The organism is Glycomyces arizonensis DSM 44726, from assembly GCF_000482705.1.
GTDB classification, from domain to species: domain Bacteria; phylum Actinomycetota; class Actinomycetes; order Mycobacteriales; family Micromonosporaceae; genus Glycomyces; species Glycomyces arizonensis.
This window is the reverse complement of the sequence record NZ_AXWO01000002.1, coordinates 172,440-189,069: the sequence shown is the minus strand read 5'-3', so window position 1 is coordinate 189,069 and position 16,630 is coordinate 172,440. Positions and strand designations below refer to the sequence as shown.

Below are 16,630 nucleotides of genomic sequence, written 5' to 3'. Positions count from 1 at the left end.
CGTGCGAGGGGCCCCGCGGCGATCGCCGCGGGGCCCCTTTCGTATCGCGTCAGCTCAATTCGGCGGCTGAGCTATTTGGCACCGGTGCTACTTGACACCGGCCGGTTCGGGCTCCTTGTCCTTGTCCTTGGAGTCGTCGCCGGAGGGTCCCGAGCCGTCCGGCCCGCCGCCCTTGCGCTTGGCCTCGCCGGAGCCGCCCGGGGTGGTGCCCACGATCGGCCCGGAGGCGCGCTTCTTGTTCCACACGTCGAAGAACACCGCGGCGAGCACGACCAGGCCGAGGATGACCTGGACGGTGTCGGTCGCGACGCCCAGGACGCGCATGCCCTGGTTCATCACGCCCATGACCAGACCGCCGATGACGGCGCCGATGATGGTGCCGACGCCGCCGGTCATCGAGGCGCCGCCGATGAACGACGAGGCGATGGCGTGCAGCTCGAACATGTTGCCCGCGTCCGGCGTCGCCGCCTGGAGGCGGGCGGTCACGATGACGCCGGCCAGGCCCGAGAGGGCGCCCATGTTGACGAACACCCAGAAGGACGTCTGCTTGGTCTTGACGCCCGAGAGCATCGCGGCCTTCTCGTTGCCGCCGCCGGCGTAGATGTGGCGGCCGAACACGGTGCGGTTGGCGACGAACGTGTAGACGACCACCAGCAGCAGGAGGATCCAGCCGATGAGCGGCAGGCCCTTGTAGGAGTAGAACGTGTACGCGGCGACGACGATGACGGCGGCGAGGATGAGGGTCTTAGCCGCCCAAGCGAGCTGCGAGGACCCGGCGATGCCGGCCTTGGCCTGGCGGGAGCGGGCGCGCACCGCCAGGGCGATGTAGAGCGCCGCCCCGAGGATGCCGATGACGAGCGTGGGCACGCGCAGGTCGAAGCCGGCGATGGTGTAGCCGGAGGCGAGCATGTTGTACGTGCCGTCGGTGCCGATGGTCTCGGCGTCGAGGACCTTGAGCGTCAGGCCGCGGAACAGCAGCATGCCGGCCAGGGTCACGATGAACGCCGGTATTCGCACGAACGCGATCCAGAACCCCTGCCAGACGCCGATGAGGGCGCCCGCGCCGACGGCGACGAGGACCGCGAGGTACCACGGCAGGCCCCAGTCGGAGAGCGCGATCGCCGACACGGCGCCGCAGAAGGCGAGCACGGAGCCGACCGACAGGTCGATGTGCCCGTTGACGATCACCAGCATCATCCCGATCGCGAGGATCAGGATGTACGAGTTCTGCAGGATCACGTTGGTGAGGTTCCGCGGCGTGATGAAGTTCGAGTCCTGCAGCACCACGTCGAGGATCTGGAACAGCACCATGATCGACACCAGGGCGATGATCATGCCGTAGGCGCGCAGGTTGATGTTGCGCACGGCCGTCCACAGGCTCGGACGGGCCGCGGTGGTCTTGATGGTCATTGGCGTTGCTCTTCTCCCCCGCTGGCGGTCTCAAGGGTCATGAGACGCATCAGCTCTTCCTGTGTGGCGTTCTCGCGGTCGACCTGCCCGGTGATGTGCCCGGCGCTCATCGCGTAGATGCGGTCGCACATGCCGAGCAGCTCGGGCAGTTCGGACGAGATCATCAGGACACCCTTGCCCTGGTCGACCAGTTCCTGGATCAGCTCGTAGATCTCGTACTTGGCGCCGACGTCGATGCCTCGGGTCGGCTCGTCGAGGATGAGCAGTTCGGGCTCGGTGAAGACCCACTTGCCGAGCACGATCTTCTGCTGGTTGCCGCCCGAGAGGTTCCCGGCGAGCTGGTACACCGAGGGGGCCTTGACCCCGAAGTCCCCGCGCAGGCGCTCGGCGACCGAGGTCACCTTGTGCAGGTCGATCACGCCGTTCTTGGAGACCTTGTCCAGCCCGGGCAGGGTGAAGTTCTCGCGCAGGTCGTAGTCGAGGTGCAGGCCGTACTGCTTGCGGTCCTCGGTGGCGTAGGCGATGCCGGCCCTGATGGCGTCGGCGACGCTGTTCAGCCGCAGCCGGCGGCCGTCGAGGGTGACCTCGCCGGAGATGTTGCCGCCCCAGGAGCGGCCGAAGACGCTCATGGCGAACTCGGTGCGCCCGGCGCCCATGAGGCCGGCGAGGCCGACGATCTCCCCGCGCGCGACGGTGAGCGCGGCGTTGTTGACGACGACGCGCTCGCGGTGCTCGGGGTGGTGGACGGTCCAGTCGCTGACCTCGAAGAAGGTCTCGCCGATGTCGGGCGTGTGCGGCGGGTAGAGGTGGGCGAGGTCGCGGCCGACCATCGACTTGATGAGGCGGTCCTCGGTGACCGCGTCGTCGACGGTGTGGAGCGTCTCGATGGTCTGGCCGTCGCGCAGCACCGTGATCTCGTCGGCGACGGCGAGGACCTCGCCGAGCTTGTGGGAGATGATGATGCAGGTGACGCCGTTCTCACGGAGCTGCTTGAGCAGTTCGAGGAGGTTCTCGGAGTCGGAGTCGTTGAGCGCGGCGGTGGGCTCGTCGAGGATGAGGAGCTTGACCTGCTTGGAGAGGGCCTTGGCGATCTCGACGAGCTGCTGCTTGCCGACGCCGATCTTCTCGACGAGCGTCTGCGGGTGCTCGTGGAGGCCGACCTGCTCCATGAGGCGGGCGGCCTCGGCGTTGGTGCGGTCCCAGGAGATGACGCCGCGCTTGGTCTGCTCGTTGCCGAGGTAGATGTTCTCGGCGATCGACAGCTCGGAGACGAGCGCGAGTTCTTGGTGGATGATGACGACGCCCGATTCCTCGGAGTCGCGGATGTTGCGGAAGCGGGCGGGCCGGCCCTCGAGTTCGATCTCGCCCTCGAAGTCGCCGTGGGCGTACACGCCGGACAGGATCTTCATGAGGGTCGACTTGCCGGCCCCGTTCTCGCCCACGAGGGCGTGGATGGAGGCCCGCTTGACCCGCATGTCGACGCCGTCGAGCGCGAGGACGCCCGGGAACCGCTTGGTGATCCCCCTCATGCGGAGGATGTCTTCAGACATGACTGGTCCTATATGGATTCACGATGCTGCTCTGGGGAGAGGTTTCGGGGGCGCCCCGGGTGGGCGGGGCGCCCCTTCGAGAGGTGGTGCGCTTGCGGGCCCCGCCCCTACTGCTCCAGCTTCGAGGCGTCGACGTACCCGGAGTCGACGACGACCTCCTGGTAGTTGGTGATGTCGACGCTGACGGGCTCCAGGAGCATCGCGGGCACGACCTTGACGCCGTTGTCGTAGGTCTCGGTGTCGTTGACCTCGGGCTTGTCGCCGTTGGCCACGGCGACGACCATGTCGACGGTGACGGCGGCCAGATCGCGGGTGTCCTTGAAGACCGTCGAGGTCTGGCGGCCGTCGATGATGTACTGGAGCGACTCGACCTCGGCGTCCTGGCCGGTCACGACCGGCAGGTCCTCAAGGGTGTAGCCGGCGCTCTCCAGCGAGGCGATGACGCCGCGGCTGATGCCGTCGAAGGGCGACAGGACGGCGTCGACCTTCTTGCTGCCGTAGTGCGTCGAGAGGATGTCGTCCATGCGGGACTGGGCGAGGGCGCCGTCCCAGCGCTCGGTCGCCACCTGCTCCATCTCGGTCTGCCCGGAGACGACGACCAGCTTGCCCTCGTCGATGTAGGGCTGGAGCTGCTCCATCGCGCCACCGAAGAAGTACTTGGTGTTGTTGTCGTCCAGCGAACCGGCGAAGAGCTCGATGTTGAACGGCCCCGCGGCGTTCTCCAGGTCGAGCGCGGTGACGATGTAGCCGCCCTGCAGCACGCCCACCTGCTGGTTGTCGAAGGAGGCGTAGTAGTCGACGTCCTCGGTGCCGAGGATGAGCCGGTCGTAGGAGATGACGGTGGTGTCCTGCTCCTTGGCCTGGGCCAGGACGCCGTTGAGCGCTTCGTTGTTGATGGCGGCGATGACCAGGAAGTCGTGCCCCTGGCTCACCATGGTCTCAATCTGGCTGACCTGCGTGTCGACCTCGTCGTTGGCGTATTGGAGGGTGACTTCGTACCCTTCGTCCTCGAATGAGGCCTTGAGGTTGTCGCCGTCGAGGATCCAGCGCTCGGAGGTCTTGGTGGGCATGGCGATGCCGACCTTCTTGGCATCGCCGTCGCCGCCGCCGTCCTCGGAGGCGCAAGCCGACGCGGTCAGAGCGACCGCGGTGGCACCGATAGAACCGGTCAGCAAATGCCGTCGGTTGACGTTCATGTGTTAGTACTCCTTCGTACCGGATGCCGCGATTGACTGTGTTACCGATAATCACAAGCATCCTGGGGTCAAGACGTCATCGATGCTTCAACGTTTTTCCACAGTCGTCAACACCAGATCGGTCTCGTGTCCGAATCGTTGCATTTCCACGGCGCCGAAACTACGACACTTGAGCCCCCGCCGACACATCGGGCATCATGATCACATGAAAAGGTGGCCGTCCGGCGCCGTTCCACCGTCCGTTCGTGCCACATCCCCTTGGCCCACTACCACTCGATCGATCGGATGGGATAGCCTCACATTTGGTGGCAAATCACGCCAGCCAGTCAGACGAGCCCTCCGAGGAGGTGACCATGTCGAGCATGACGACCGTCGGTGCCGCCACCGTCGACCGTTTACTGCATCGCGACCCGGTATGCAGCGTCTTCAGCGGGATCGTCGCCTCTGACCCCACTCACCTCCTGTGCGTGACCGTCGCCCACGAGCGCGTCGACGGATCCCGCCGCGAAGTCTTCCTCGAATGGGCCTCGAAGCTCACCGGCCTCGCCGCCCACCCCCACCTGTCGCCGTGCAGCGCCGTCGGGCTGACCGAGAACGGCCGCCCCTACCTGGCCGTCGGCGCCACCCGGCGCACCCTCGTCGACCTGCTCGTCGAGCACGGCCCCATGCCCGCCGGGCAGGTGCGCGCCCTCGGCGTGGCGCTGAGCGACGCCGTCGCCGTCTACCACCGCGCCGGCCTCATCCACGGCGCCATCCAGCCCGGCCACCTCCTCGTCGGCTCCGGCCGCCTCCTCCAGCTCACCGCCTACGACGTCACCGCCCCCGTCCTGGCCGCGCCGCTGCCGCCGAGCCCCTACACCGCCCCTGAGCACCTCGACGCCGCCGTCGCGGGCGAGGTCGCCGCCAGCCCGGCCGGGGACGTCTACGCCCTCGCCACGGTCCTCTACAGCGCCCTCGGCGGGCGCCTGCCGTGGGTGCGGTCGGGCCGCGAGGACGTCGCCGACCCGCTCCTGCGGGCCGCGCCGGTCCCCCACGTCCCGGGCGTCGCCACCGACCTGACCGACGTCATCGGCGCCGCGCTGCACCCCGACCCGCGCCGCCGCCCCACCGCCGACGCCTTCCGCGAGCAGCTCAGCGCCGTCGATCTCGGCGGGATGCGGGCCCCCGGCTACAAGGCCGTCACCGTCGCCGCCGGACTGGTGCCGCAGCGCAGGCTGCGGCCCGTCACCGTCTCGGTCTCCACCGAACTGGCCCCCTACCGGCCGGGGCGCGCCCGCACCGGCCTGCGGCCCCGGCTGCGCAAGATCGGCACCGCCAGCGCGGGCGTCGCCCTCACCGGCGCGCTGCTCGGCGGGGCCGCGCTGGCGACGTACGCGGCGACGAACCCCGCCTCCGCGTCGGTGTGCTCGGACCCGGCGGCGCTGGGCGGGCGGATCAGCGAGCAGATCGAGGGCGCCACCGTGGTCGACAGCTGGTGCGCCGGCGACGACTTCGTGGCGGCCACGGTGAACTACCAGGGCGGATCGGGCGGCGGCGACACGACGCCGCACGAGCGGCTCGTGTGGCGCATCGAGGGCGAGGACCTCGTCGCGGTCACCGACTGCGCGGACACGTCCCTGCCCGACAGCATCACCGAGTTCCTCAGCTGCGGTTAGTCCGCTTCGCGGTCCGGGGGCGGCAAGAAGCCGCCGAAGGCCGCGACGGTCTTGTTCGCGTACGCGGAGGTGTCACCGCGCTCCATCGGGCCGTCCCACTCGCGCGGCAGCGGGGCATGATCGGGCAGGATCCTGCCGACGATCCGGTCGAGGGCCTCTTCGGCCTTGCCGACCCACAGGTGGCCGCCGCCGGCGATCTCGACGACCTCGGCCTGCGGGACCGCGGCGAAGCGCTCGCGGGCCTCGGGGTACTGGAGGTAGTCGTCGTTCTCGGGGACGAGGGCCAGGAGCGGGCGGCCGTCCTCGGCCCAGCGCGCCAGGTCCTCCTCGTCGGAGTAGCGCAGGGGCGGGGACATGAGCACCGCGCCCTCCACGCCCGGCTCCAGGCCGTACTTGAGCGTCAGGTCGGTGCCGAACGACCAGCCGAGCAGCCAAGGGCGGGGCAGCTCGGCGAACTCGGCGTACTCGACGGCGGCGGCGACGTCGTAGCGCTCGCCGACGGCGCCTTCGAACTCGCCTTCGCTCTTGCCCTGCTGGGACTCGGTGCCTCGGGTGTTGAAGCGGACGACCGCCATGTTCGCGAGGGCGGGCAGCCGCCAGGCGGCCTTGCGGAACACGTGGGAGTCCATCATGCCGCCGTGGGTGGGCAGCGGGTGGACGCAGACGATCGTCGCCTCCGGTTCGGCGCTGGGGGGCAGGGCGACCTCGCCGACGAGGCTGAGCCCGTCGGCGGTCTCGAGGGTGATCGGTTCCCTGCGGGCGGGCAGCATGCTCGCCGATCTGATGACAGCCATGGCGGCATTATCGCCTCGGAAAGGGGTGCATATCCACCCGCTGTGTCAGAGCTTGCAGTGCGGCGGTGCGGGCACTATCCCGCCCCTTACCCGCTGCGCCGCTCGTTCGGATTCACTCCGTTCATCCGAAGTGGCCCGGGCGTCTGCGGTCCCGGGCGTTCCAGCAGCCGGTGTGCCAGTGGCGGCGGTCGTCGCCGTCGCCGCCGTCGGCCCAGGCCACGACGTGCGGTGTCCCCGGCCTGATCGTGAGATCGCAGCCGGGGCAGCGGTAGGTCTTCTCGGCCGCCGATCCGTTGATGCGGCGGAACTGGAAGCGGCCGTCGGGCCCTTCGACGGTGCTGGAGTCCGCGGAGACGCCCCGCCCGCGCTCAGGCGAGCGCAGGCGGCGGTTCTTTCGGGGCATCGACCCGCGCCCCTACGAGCGGTCGGTGTCGGCGCCGCTCTCGGCCGCGTCAGCGGCGTTCGCCTCCATGGCGGCCTCGCGGTCGAGGCGTTCGTTGAGGCGCCGCACGTGCTTGTTCATCCCCCTGATCAGCATGACCGTCACGATCACGAGCAACACGGTGATGAACAGGCCGAGCGGCCCCGCCAGGGCCTGCGGTCGGTCCGGTCCGAATTCTTGTGCCAGGAACTCCACGTCTACAACGGTAGCGCCGCCGCTCAGGCGTCCTGCAGCGCCGGGAGCCGCCAGTCGACCGGCTCACCGCCCTGCTCGACGAGGAGCTCGTTGGCGCGGCTGAACGGCTTGGAGCCGAAGAAGCCGCGGCGGGCGCTCAGCGGCGAGGGGTGGGCCGACTCGATGGAGGGCACGGAGCCGAGCAGCGGCTTGAGCTTGCGGGCGTCGGCGCCCCACAGGATGGCCACGGCCGGGCCGCCCCTCTCGGCGAGCGCCTTGATGGCCTGCTCGGTGACCGACTCCCAGCCCTTGCCGCGGTGGGAGGCGGGCTGCCCGGGCTGGACGCTCAGGGAGCGGTTGAGCAGCAGGACGCCCTGCTCGGCCCAGGGGGTGAGGTCGCCGTTGGCGGGCAGCGGGTAGCCGAGGTCGTCGCGGTACTCGTTGAAGATGTTGACCAGGCTCTTGGGGATGGGGCGCACGTCGGGGGCGACGGCGAAGGACAGGCCGATGGCGTGGCCGGGGGTGGGGTAGGGGTCCTGGCCGACGATGATGACCTTGACGTCGTCGAACGGCTGCTGGAAGGCGCGCAGGATGTGTTCGGCCGCGGGCAGGTAGCGCCGCCCGTCGGCGACCTCCTGGCGCAGGAACTCCCCCATCTTCGCGACGTCGTCGGCGACGGGGGCGAGGGCCTTGGCCCAGCCGGGCTCTACGAGTTCTTCAAGACTTTTCATGGCTCAGATGCTAGAACCCGCCCCCGTCAAGAAATATCCCGCGTCGCGCAGCACTGCAACGATTTCGGCCGCCTGTTCGGATCCTCGCGTTTCGATCGAAAGGTCCACTGAGACCTCGCCGATGTGCAGGCGCGGGTCGGAGCGCTGGTGGTAGACGTCGACGATGTTGCCGCCGGTGGAGCCGACGAGCTGGAGGATGGAGGCGAGGGTGCCGGGCCGGTCGTCGCAGCGCAGGTTGCAGCGCAGGAAGCGGCCGGAGGCGGCCAGGCCGTGCTCGATGAGGCGCATGAGCAGGAGCGGGTCGATGTTGCCGCCCGAGATGACGGCGACGGTGGGGCCCTCGTAGGTCACGGCGCCGCTGAGCAGGGCGGCGTAGGCGGTGGCACCGGCCGGTTCGGCGACGAGCTTGTTGCGCTCCAGCAGGGACAGCAGGGCGACGCTGATGTCCTCTTCGGTCACGGTGACGATCTCGTCGACGAGGTCGACGACGTGCGCGAAGGGCACCTCGCCGGGTTTGCCGACCGCGATGCCGTCGGCGATGGTGTGCATCGATTCGAGGCGGACGGGCTTGCCCTCGGCGAGGGACTCGGGGTAGGCGGCGGCGCCTTCGGCCTGGACGCCGACGATGCGGAGGTCGGGGCGCAGGTGCTTCGCGGCGGCGGCGATGCCGGCGACCAGGCCGCCGCCGCCGACGGCGGTGACGACGGTGGCCGCCTCGGGCAGCTGGTCGAGGATCTCCAGGGCGATGGTGCCCTGGCCGGCGACGATGTCGCGGTGGTCGAAGGGGTGGATGAGGGTCGCGCCGGTCTCGTCGGCGAAGCGGTGGGCCGCTTCGAGGGCGTCGTCGACGGTGAGGCCGCCGAGGACCACTTCGGCGCCGTAGCCCTTGGTGGCGGCGAGCTTGGGGAGGGGGGCGGCCTCGGGCATGAAGACGGTGGCCCGAATGCCGAGGGTGGAGGCGGCGAGGGCGACGCCTTGGGCGTGGTTGCCCGCGGAGGCGGCGACGACGCCGCGGGCTCGCTGCTCGGGCGAGAGGTGCGAGACGCGCATGTAGGCGCCGCGGATCTTGAACGAGCCGGCCCGCTGGAGGTTCTCGCATTTGAGGAAGACGCCGGGCAGGGCGGGGTCGCGCGAGGGTTCGAGGGGCGTGCGGCGCACGACCGCTTCGAGTTCGGCGGCCGCCGCGCGGATGTCGTCGATGGAAACGAGCTCGGTCACGCCTCGATCGTAGTCACGGGCGCGGTGGCGGGGCCGGGTGCGGAAGACGCGGCGCGCCCGTCCGTGAATCTGAACCGGTTTTCTTCTATTGTGCTTGCGGCGCAAGGAAATGACATATCAGAACGGCGCGAGTGGACGGTAATGGGAGCGATGCGCAAATGGACCATTCACAGAATCAAATATCCTATAGGATATTTTCGCGACCGATGCGCATCTGTTTGAAACCGGTTACGATACTCGGAACATCGCCCGCTCACCCTATAGTGGCGACTTGCGGCGCCATCCGCATCGCACGGAGGGAGACACCTTCCGTAACCTCGGGTTCACCCGGAGCGAGAAGGGTGGGCCCCGACACCCAGCGGCACAGCAAGGCTTAAGCTACGCCTAGTCAACCACGTCGACGCATCGGCCTCACTTGGCGAAGATGCACCTACCGGTCCCCTTTGATGAACCCCTGGAGTTTACGGTGACTGCTGTCACGCTGAAGAACGTCTCGAAGGTGTTCCCCGGCGAAACCCTGGCCGTGGACTCCTTGAACATGGAAGTCAACCACGGCGAGTTCCTGGTGCTCCTGGGACCCTCCGGCTGCGGCAAGTCCACCGTCCTCCGCATGGTCGCCGGACTCGAGGCGCCCTCCGAGGGCGAGATCATGCTCGACGGCGAATACGCGAATGACCTTCCGCCCCGCGAGCGCAATGCCGCGATGATTTTTCAGACTTTTGCACTTTATCCGCATATGTCGGTCGGCGAGAACATCGGCTTCCCCCTCAAACTCGGGAAGAAGAACGGCGGGCAGAGCGTCCCCGAAGCGGTCGGCGACATGGCGGGGGCATTGGGCATCAGCGATCTGCTCGAGCGCAAGCCCGGGCAGCTCTCCGGCGGCCAGCAGCAGCGCGTCGCAATGGGGCGCGCATTGGTGCGCAGGCCCAAGCTGTTCCTCATGGACGAGCCCCTCTCGAACCTCGACATTGGACTCAGAGCCGAGCTGCGCACCGAGATCTCCTCGCTGGTGCGCCGCCACGACGCCACCACGCTGTACGTCACGCACGACCAGACCGAGGCGCTGACGATGGCCGACCGCGTCGCCGTCCTGCGCAAGGGCGTCCTCCAGGACGTCGGCACCCCCGACGAGATCTACGAGCGGCCCGCCACGATGTACGTCGCGGCGTTCCTCGGCACGCCCCGCATGAACCTGCTCGAGGCCCGCGTCAACGTCTACCTCGACCGCTACGTCGCCCTCGACTTCGGCGACCAGGAGCTCCGGCTGCCCTGGCACGACCTCCGCGGCAGGGCCGTCGCCCGCTACCACGGCGAGAACATCGTGGTCGGCATGCGGGCCGAGGCGCTCGCCCCCGTCGCCGAGGGCCAGCCCGGCCAGTCCCTCCAGGGCCGCGTCCGCTTCTACGAGCACCACGGCCACGAGACCCTCGTCTTCCTCGACATCGGCGCCACCGCGATCGTCCCCGACGGCATCGGCGACAAGCCCGATCTCGCCCGCAACGGCTCCAAGCCGCGCAGGCGCCTGACCGGCCTGTTCTCCGGCTTCGGCGCCGGCTCCTCCGAGCGGCGCCCCGACGAGGACACCGGGCCCATTCGCAAGCCCGCCGACCTGGTGTTCCGGCTGCCCCCGCACATCCCCATCTCGGCCGGGCAGCCGATCACCGTGGCCGTGCACATGGACGCGCTGCACTACTTCGACAAGTTCGGCAAGCGCATCGACGTCGGGTGGAGCCAGCGCGCCTGAAAACGCCGGAAGCGCTTGAGGGGCCCGGCGGCCCCTCAAGCGCTTCGTGTTCTGCGGCCGCTCCGGCGGCGTTTTCGAGTGATCAGCAGCTACGGCGACGCTTCCGAGCCGTAAATCAGCCGGCCACGGCGAAGCTTGCGAGCCGTAAATCAGCCCTGAAACAGCTCGGTGCCGACGATCTTCACCGACAGCTCCGCGCCATTGGGTGTCTTGTAGGCGACCGTGTCGCCCTCCTTGTGCCCGAGGATCGCCGACCCGAGCGCCGAGTCGGGGCTGTAGACGGTCAGGTCCGTCGTCGCACCGATCTCGCGGGAGCCGAGCAGGAACTTCTCGGTGTCGTCCGGGTCGCCGTCGAAGGCGATCGTGACGACCGTGCCGATCTGGATCTCGTCGCTGGCCTTGACCTCGCCGACCTTCGCGCCCCGCAGCAGGTCCTCGAGCTGGCGGATGCGCCCCTCCTGCTTGCCCTGCTCCTCCTTGGCGGCGTGGTATCCGCCGTTCTCGCGCAGGTCGCCCTCTTCGCGCCGGGCGTTGATCTCGGCGGCCATCGCGGGTCGGTTCGCGATGAGCTCGTCCAGCTCGCCCTTGAGGCGGTCGTAGGCCTCCTGGGTCAGCCACGTGCCCTGGTTGCTGTGAGTAGCCATGGTTCCAAATCCTCCGAAATGTTGCGATCCGTGCTCTGTACGGGTCCGCTGCGTAGCGGTATGCGAGTAGCAAAATGCCCGCCGACCTGGATACGGTGCGGCGGGCCGAAGATGAAGTGGTCAGTCCGCCTGCCAACACCGCTGGACTTCGCCGGTGTTGGGCTCTCCCGTCACCGTCAGCGTGTAGGTCGTCTCGACTCGGGTCGATTCGTCCGCTGGGATCTCGACTTCAGCGGACCCGATCTCGGCGCCGTTGATGTCGCGCGACCTCACGCGGCAGACGGCGCCCTCGCCGGCCGGTTTGAACACCTCGAAGGTGACCGACACCCGGCCTTCCGCCGAATCGTCGAACGCCAAGAGGTTCGACGTGTAGTCCCCGTGCCCGTACTGGTCGTAGAGGCGCCACGACGCGGCCGCGCCCGCGGCGATCACCGCCAGGGTCAGCACCGCGACCACCACCGGGCGGGCGCGCCGACGCTCACGACGGCGACCGTAGCGACCGGCGGGGAAGGCGATGTCGTCCCGGGCGGACGCACGCCTATCCGTGGTCTTGGTCTCAGTCATTCGGCCGCTTTCTAGCGCAGATGTCGTCGGGCTGGGAAGAAACGATTATCGAGTATCGTTGCACAGAATGCCAGAGCCGACAACCTTCATGCCGGCGCGAGTCGGCTCTTCGGCCCCAGCCGCTGTACTCCGCACCCACCAGTGAGGTCATACGCCGTGTCGAACGCGTCCACCAGTCTGCGCCTGATGTGTGTCCATGCGCACCCCGACGACGAATCGAGCAAGGGCGCCGCCACGATGGCGCGCTACGTCCGCGAGGGCGTCGAGGTGCTGGTGGTCACCTGCACCGGCGGCGAGCGCGGCGACGTGCTCAATCCGAAGATGGACCGGCCCGAGGTCCAGGCGAACCTGCCGCGGATCCGCACCGAGGAGATGGACCGGGCGCGGGCGATCCTCGGCGTCGACCAGCACTGGCTCGGCTTCACCGACTCCGGGCTCCCCGACGGCTGGCTCCCCGGCTCGGGGATCCCGCTGCCCGCCGACGCCTTCTATCTCGTGCCCACCGAGAAGGCCGCCGCGCCGCTGGTGGAGATCATGCGCTCGTTCAAGCCGCACGTCGTCACCACCTACGACGAGGAGGGCGGCTACCCGCACCCCGACCACGTCAAGACCCACGAGGTGTCCGTCGCGGCCTTCCGGGCCGCCGGGGACCCGGCGCTGTACCCCGACCGGGGCGAGGCGTGGCAGCCGCTGAAGCTGTACTACGGCCACTCGTTCGGCAAGGCGCGGATCGAGGCGCTCCACCAGGGCATGGTCGACGCCGGGCTCGAATCGCCCTATGCGGACTGGATCGCGGGCGACCGCGACTGGGCGCGCGACAAGAGCGAGCGGGTCACCACGCGCGTGGAGTGCGCCGAGTGCTTCCACATCCGCGACGAGGCGCTCAAGGCGCACGCGACGCAGGTCGACCCCGACGGGTTCTGGTTCGCCGTGCCGCGCGAGATCCAGGAGAAGGCGTGGCCCACCGAGGACTACGAGCTCGTCGAGTCCCACGTCGACTCGGTCCTCCCGGAGGACGACCTCTTCGCCGGAGTGCGCTGACCCCACCGTCCCCTGTGTCCCCGTTACGCCACGGGAACCCCACCGGTCTCCACCCATCACGTTCGCGATGCCGGAACGTCCCCGCCCATGCACCCTCCGTAGGGCACGAACTGTCGGTCTCCCGACACCACGGTGTAATTCCTCGGAAAGTGCGGGAACGTTGTTGCAAGCGCGCCGCCGCGGGATACCGTGCCAAGGAGAAGGCCCGAGCCGTTCACACGGTTCGCAGGCTTCGCCATGAAGGGCCACGGGCGCGTAACGACGGCGGCGGCAGAACGGAGGTGGAGCCATGGTCAGTCGCGAAACTTCACCGGCGCCGACGGTGTCGTTCGTCGGAAGTCTCCTCGTCGCCACGCCAACGCTGCAGGACCCCAACTTCGATCGGACCGTCGTGATCGGCGTCGGGCACGAGTCCGACGGCGTCCTCGGCGTCGTCCTCAACCGGGCCACCGAGCTGCCGGTGGCGGACGTGCTCGGCGACTGGGGCGGCCTGGCGGGCGACCCGGCGGTGCTCTTCGAGGGCGGCCCGGTGCAGCCGGAGGCGGCCATCGCGCTGGGCTGGCGCAAGGCCGACGCGCCCTCCTCGGACGCGTTCCGGCCGGTCACGGGCCGCCTGGGCACCCTCGACCTGTCGCGGGACCCCGGCGAGGTCTCCGACCTGCTGGACGGGATGCGCGTGTTCGCCGGGTACGCCGGGTGGGTGCCCGGGCAGCTGGAGTCGGAGATCGACGCGGGCGCGTGGATGGTGTTCGACGCCCTCCCCACCGATCCATTCTCGACGAACCCCGAGGAGCTGTGGTCGATGGTGTGGAAGCGCCAGGGCGGCCTGCTCTCGGCGGTGGCGCACTACCCCGCCGATCCGGCCTTGAACTGAGCCGTTCACGGGCGCCAGACCATGAGGACGATGACGGCGGCGTAGAACACGAGGTTGAGGCCCGAGAGCGCCAGCAGCCGGCCGCGGTGCTGCTCGAGCGTCTCGCCGTCGAGGACGCCCTCGGAGTCCTGGAGGTCCTTGCCGATGCGGGCCAGGACGCCGGGGATGACCGCGGCGCCGTTGACGAGGGCGATGACGTACAGGGTCGAGGCGATGATGAGCCAGGGGTCCCCGAAGGAGTAGTAGTCGCCCGTGGACACCACGAGCGCGCCGAAGACGGCCGCGAGGAGCGTCAGCGCGTTGAAGGCCATGGCGCGGCGGCCCGCCGCGTGGACGGCGTCGCCGTCGCGGGCGCGCAGCGCCCGCTCGCCGAGCCACGGAACGAGCATGGCGGGACCGACGAGGACCACCACGCTCAGCACGTGGAGGACCTCCAGCAGTGTGTGCATAGGGTGATTCTACGGACGCATGAGGTCACATTCGCCCAAAACGGTGATCGCGCCGGGAACGAGCGGTTCGACGCGGGTCGAGCGCCGTCGTGGGACGGTTCCTGATCGCAAAGCCGCGTCCCGCGCCGTGGGCGGGAACTTCGGGTCGCTCCGGCGGCTTCGGGCCGACCGTGCCCGGCCGGTGGCGCGGGCCGGTCAGGAGCGGGAGCGCGATCCGATGCCGAGAGCCGTCATTGCGAGCCTTCGAAGCCGGACGCCATCGTCGTCGCGATGGCCTCGGCCTCGTCCAGCGTGTCGAAGCCGCCGATGTTGAGGACGTCATTGCGGCTGAGATCGATGGCGAGCGGCGGGAGCGGCCGACCGTCGACCAGTATGCGCACGGGCGAGTACAACGGCTCCGCCTCCACCTCGGCCTTCCAGGCCGAGACGCCTTCGTCGTCGAGCACCACGTACACCGCCGGGATCCCCGCCGTCCCGTAGTCGAAGTCGATGTACTCCACGTGCTCGCCGGTCACGACCGCCGGAGCGAGGGTCATCTCGAACGGGACGCCTTCGAACTGCGCTCCGGCGACTTCGGCGCACACGGTGGCCGGCTCGTCGGGGCCCTCGTCGACGTGCGTGGTGAGGCCGCCGCTGTCGGGGTTGAGCGCCAGGCACTCCTTCTCGTCCGAGGCGCCCTCGGCGCCCTCCGCTATCCGGAACTCCAGTTGCACGGCGTCGTCCACGGCCATCGCCGTGTCGCTGCCGAAGTCCTCTCCGGCTTCCTCACCGCCGAGGAGGCCGCACGAGGAGAGGAGGGAGGCCAGCAGGAAGGCGATGAGCGGGGTCGTCTTCTTCACAGTGTCCGTCTTTCCAGAGGGGAGGATGTCTCCCGAGGATAAGGCACGGCCCTCTCGCCCGGTGGCCGTGCGGCGCTCGACGGCGCCGGAGGCCGCGGCGACGGCGAGCGCGGCGGCGCCCAGGGCCACGCCGATCCACACCGGCGCGGTCAACCCGAGGCCGCCGTCGATCGCCAGGCCGCCGAGCCAGGCCGAGGAGGCGATGCCGACATTGAACGCCGCGGCGTTCGTCGAGGAGGCGAGCGACGGCGCGTCCTTGGCCGCGTCCATCACGCGGGTCTGGAAGACCGGGACCATCGCGAAGCAGGCGGCCCCCAGCACGAACACCATCGCCACCGCCGACGCCTGGTGGTGCACGGCGAAGGCGAAGGCGACCAGCGCGGCGATCGCCGCGGCCATGGTCCCGTACATGGCGGGTGTGAGCCCGCGGTCGGCGAGCCTGCCGCCGAGCAGGTTCCCGGCGGTGAGCCCCACGCCGAACAGCAGCATCAGCCACGGCACCGCCGCGTCGTCGAAACCGGCCACGCGCGTCAGGATCGGTTCCAGGAAGGTGATCGCGGCGTACGCCGCGCCCCAGGCGAGCATCGTGACCGCCAGCACCAGCCACACCTGGACGCGGCGGAACACCGCCAGTTCGCCGCGGAGCGTGCCGCCCGCCTCGTTCGCGCGCGAGGGCAGGAACGCGGCGATCGCGGCCAGCGCGGCGCCGCCGATGATCGCGATGGCCCAGAACGCGGCCCGCCAGCCGAGCTGCTGGCCCAGGGCCGTCCCGAACGGCACGCCGACCACGGTCGAGAGCGTCAGGCCGGTCATCATGAGCGCGATGGCGCGCGAGCGCCGCTCGGGGGCGACCAGGCTCGCGGCCATGACCGGGCCGATGCCCATGTAGGCGCCGTGGCACAGGGCCGAGACGACGCGGCCGGCCATGAGCACCCAGTACCCGGTGGCGACGGCGGCGAGGGCGTTCCCGGCGATGAACAGGCCCATGAGCACGATGAGCATGGTCTTGCGCGGCAGGCGCGTCCCGGCGGCGGTCATGATCGGCGCTCCGATCGCCACCGACGCCGCGTAGCCGGTGACCAGGAGCCCGGCGGTGGGGACCGACACGTGGAGGTCCTCGCCGATCGGCCCGAGCAGGCCGACGACGACGAACTCGGTCAGCCCGATGCCGAAGGCCCCCAATCCGAGCGCGCCGATCGCCAGCGCCCGTCGCCGCTTCGAGGACTCGGTGGCCGGGCGGCCGGGGGTGGTGAGGGTGGACATGCGTGCGGTCCTTTCGGCGGGGCGCGGGGTGCCGCCGTCGAG

Annotated in this window: 15 protein-coding genes and 1 pseudogene; 4 read left to right on the top strand and 12 right to left on the bottom strand. The window is 69.6% G+C overall.

Annotation, left to right across the window (positions count from 1 at the left end):
* Positions 1 to 87: 87 nt before the first annotated feature.
* The 3 genes from mmsB to chvE all read right to left on the bottom strand — a co-directional run bounded on the left by mmsB (position 88) and on the right by chvE (position 4,156).
* Positions 88 to 1,410 carry a multiple monosaccharide ABC transporter permease gene (gene mmsB, locus H613_RS24185; protein ID WP_051392904.1) on the bottom strand — a complete coding sequence of 441 codons (1,323 nt, stop codon included), beginning with the start codon at positions 1,408 to 1,410 and terminating at the stop codon, positions 88 to 90.
* A complete protein-coding gene (gene mmsA / locus H613_RS0103590; protein ID WP_026922721.1) occupies positions 1,407 to 2,960 on the bottom strand; it encodes a multiple monosaccharide ABC transporter ATP-binding protein in 1,554 nt (517 codons plus the stop codon). The genes mmsB and mmsA overlap by 4 nt, the downstream gene beginning before the upstream one ends.
* Before the next feature lie 107 nt (positions 2,961 to 3,067).
* A complete protein-coding gene (gene chvE / locus H613_RS0103585) occupies positions 3,068 to 4,156 on the bottom strand; it encodes a multiple monosaccharide ABC transporter substrate-binding protein (RefSeq protein ID WP_035735954.1) in 1,089 nt (362 codons plus the stop codon).
* 353 nt (positions 4,157 to 4,509) lie between these two features.
* Between chvE and H613_RS0103580 the strand changes: the two genes are divergently transcribed.
* Complete coding sequence (locus tag H613_RS0103580) at positions 4,510 to 5,811, top strand: protein kinase domain-containing protein (protein ID WP_026922719.1); 1,302 nt, start codon at positions 4,510 to 4,512, stop codon at positions 5,809 to 5,811.
* On the opposite strand, the pseudogene H613_RS0103575 reads toward H613_RS0103580, so the two are convergent.
* From H613_RS0103575 to ilvA, 5 genes and pseudogenes are all read right to left on the bottom strand, one after another.
* Positions 5,800 to 6,605, bottom strand: a pseudogene (locus H613_RS0103575) (alpha/beta hydrolase); the annotation flags it as partial. The gene H613_RS0103580 and the pseudogene H613_RS0103575 sit on opposite strands and share 12 nt — an antisense overlap.
* Positions 6,606 to 6,726: 121 nt before the next feature.
* Positions 6,727 to 7,008 (bottom strand): Rv1322 family protein, encoded by a 282-nt coding sequence (locus H613_RS0103570; protein ID WP_026922717.1) that lies wholly within the window; start codon positions 7,006 to 7,008, stop codon positions 6,727 to 6,729.
* Positions 7,009 to 7,020: 12 nt separating this feature from the next.
* Positions 7,021 to 7,242 carry a hypothetical protein gene (locus H613_RS24180; RefSeq protein WP_051392903.1) on the bottom strand — a complete coding sequence of 74 codons (222 nt, stop codon included), beginning with the start codon at positions 7,240 to 7,242 and terminating at the stop codon, positions 7,021 to 7,023.
* A gap of 23 nt (positions 7,243 to 7,265) precedes the next feature.
* Positions 7,266 to 7,952 (bottom strand): uracil-DNA glycosylase, encoded by a 687-nt coding sequence (locus H613_RS0103560; protein WP_026922716.1) that lies wholly within the window; start codon positions 7,950 to 7,952, stop codon positions 7,266 to 7,268.
* A gap of 3 nt (positions 7,953 to 7,955) precedes the next feature.
* Positions 7,956 to 9,170, bottom strand: coding sequence for a threonine ammonia-lyase (gene ilvA, locus H613_RS0103555; protein WP_026922715.1), 1,215 nt, complete (start codon positions 9,168 to 9,170; stop codon positions 7,956 to 7,958).
* Positions 9,171 to 9,636: 466 nt separating this feature from the next.
* On the opposite strand from ilvA, the gene H613_RS0103550 reads away from it, so the two are divergent.
* Positions 9,637 to 10,914, top strand: coding sequence for an ABC transporter ATP-binding protein (locus H613_RS0103550; protein WP_026922714.1), 1,278 nt, complete (start codon positions 9,637 to 9,639; stop codon positions 10,912 to 10,914).
* 149 nt (positions 10,915 to 11,063) lie between these two features.
* Here H613_RS0103550 and greA read toward each other — a convergent pair whose 3' ends face one another.
* A complete protein-coding gene (gene greA, locus H613_RS0103545) occupies positions 11,064 to 11,558 on the bottom strand; it encodes a transcription elongation factor GreA (RefSeq protein WP_026922713.1) in 495 nt (164 codons plus the stop codon).
* Positions 11,559 to 11,678: 120 nt separating this feature from the next.
* A complete protein-coding gene (locus tag H613_RS0103540) occupies positions 11,679 to 12,122 on the bottom strand; it encodes a DUF4307 domain-containing protein (RefSeq protein WP_026922712.1) in 444 nt (147 codons plus the stop codon).
* Positions 12,123 to 12,308: 186 nt separating this feature from the next.
* Here H613_RS0103540 and mca point away from each other — a divergent pair, with 186 nt between their 5' ends.
* Positions 12,309 to 13,163: a mycothiol conjugate amidase Mca gene (mca, locus tag H613_RS0103535; protein WP_035736104.1), complete on the top strand. Its 855-nt coding sequence runs from the start codon at positions 12,309 to 12,311 to the stop codon at positions 13,161 to 13,163.
* Between the two features lie 289 nt (positions 13,164 to 13,452).
* Positions 13,453 to 14,037 (top strand): YqgE/AlgH family protein, encoded by a 585-nt coding sequence (locus H613_RS0103530; RefSeq protein ID WP_026922710.1) that lies wholly within the window; start codon positions 13,453 to 13,455, stop codon positions 14,035 to 14,037.
* Positions 14,038 to 14,042: 5 nt separating this feature from the next.
* On the opposite strand, the gene H613_RS0103525 is transcribed toward H613_RS0103530, so the two are convergent.
* Positions 14,043 to 14,486, bottom strand: coding sequence for a DUF2269 family protein (locus H613_RS0103525; protein ID WP_026922709.1), 444 nt, complete (start codon positions 14,484 to 14,486; stop codon positions 14,043 to 14,045).
* A gap of 230 nt (positions 14,487 to 14,716) precedes the next feature.
* Positions 14,717 to 16,588: an MFS transporter gene (locus H613_RS31615; RefSeq protein ID WP_084546301.1), complete on the bottom strand. Its 1,872-nt coding sequence runs from the start codon at positions 16,586 to 16,588 to the stop codon at positions 14,717 to 14,719.
* Positions 16,589 to 16,630: the final 42 nt, after the last annotated feature.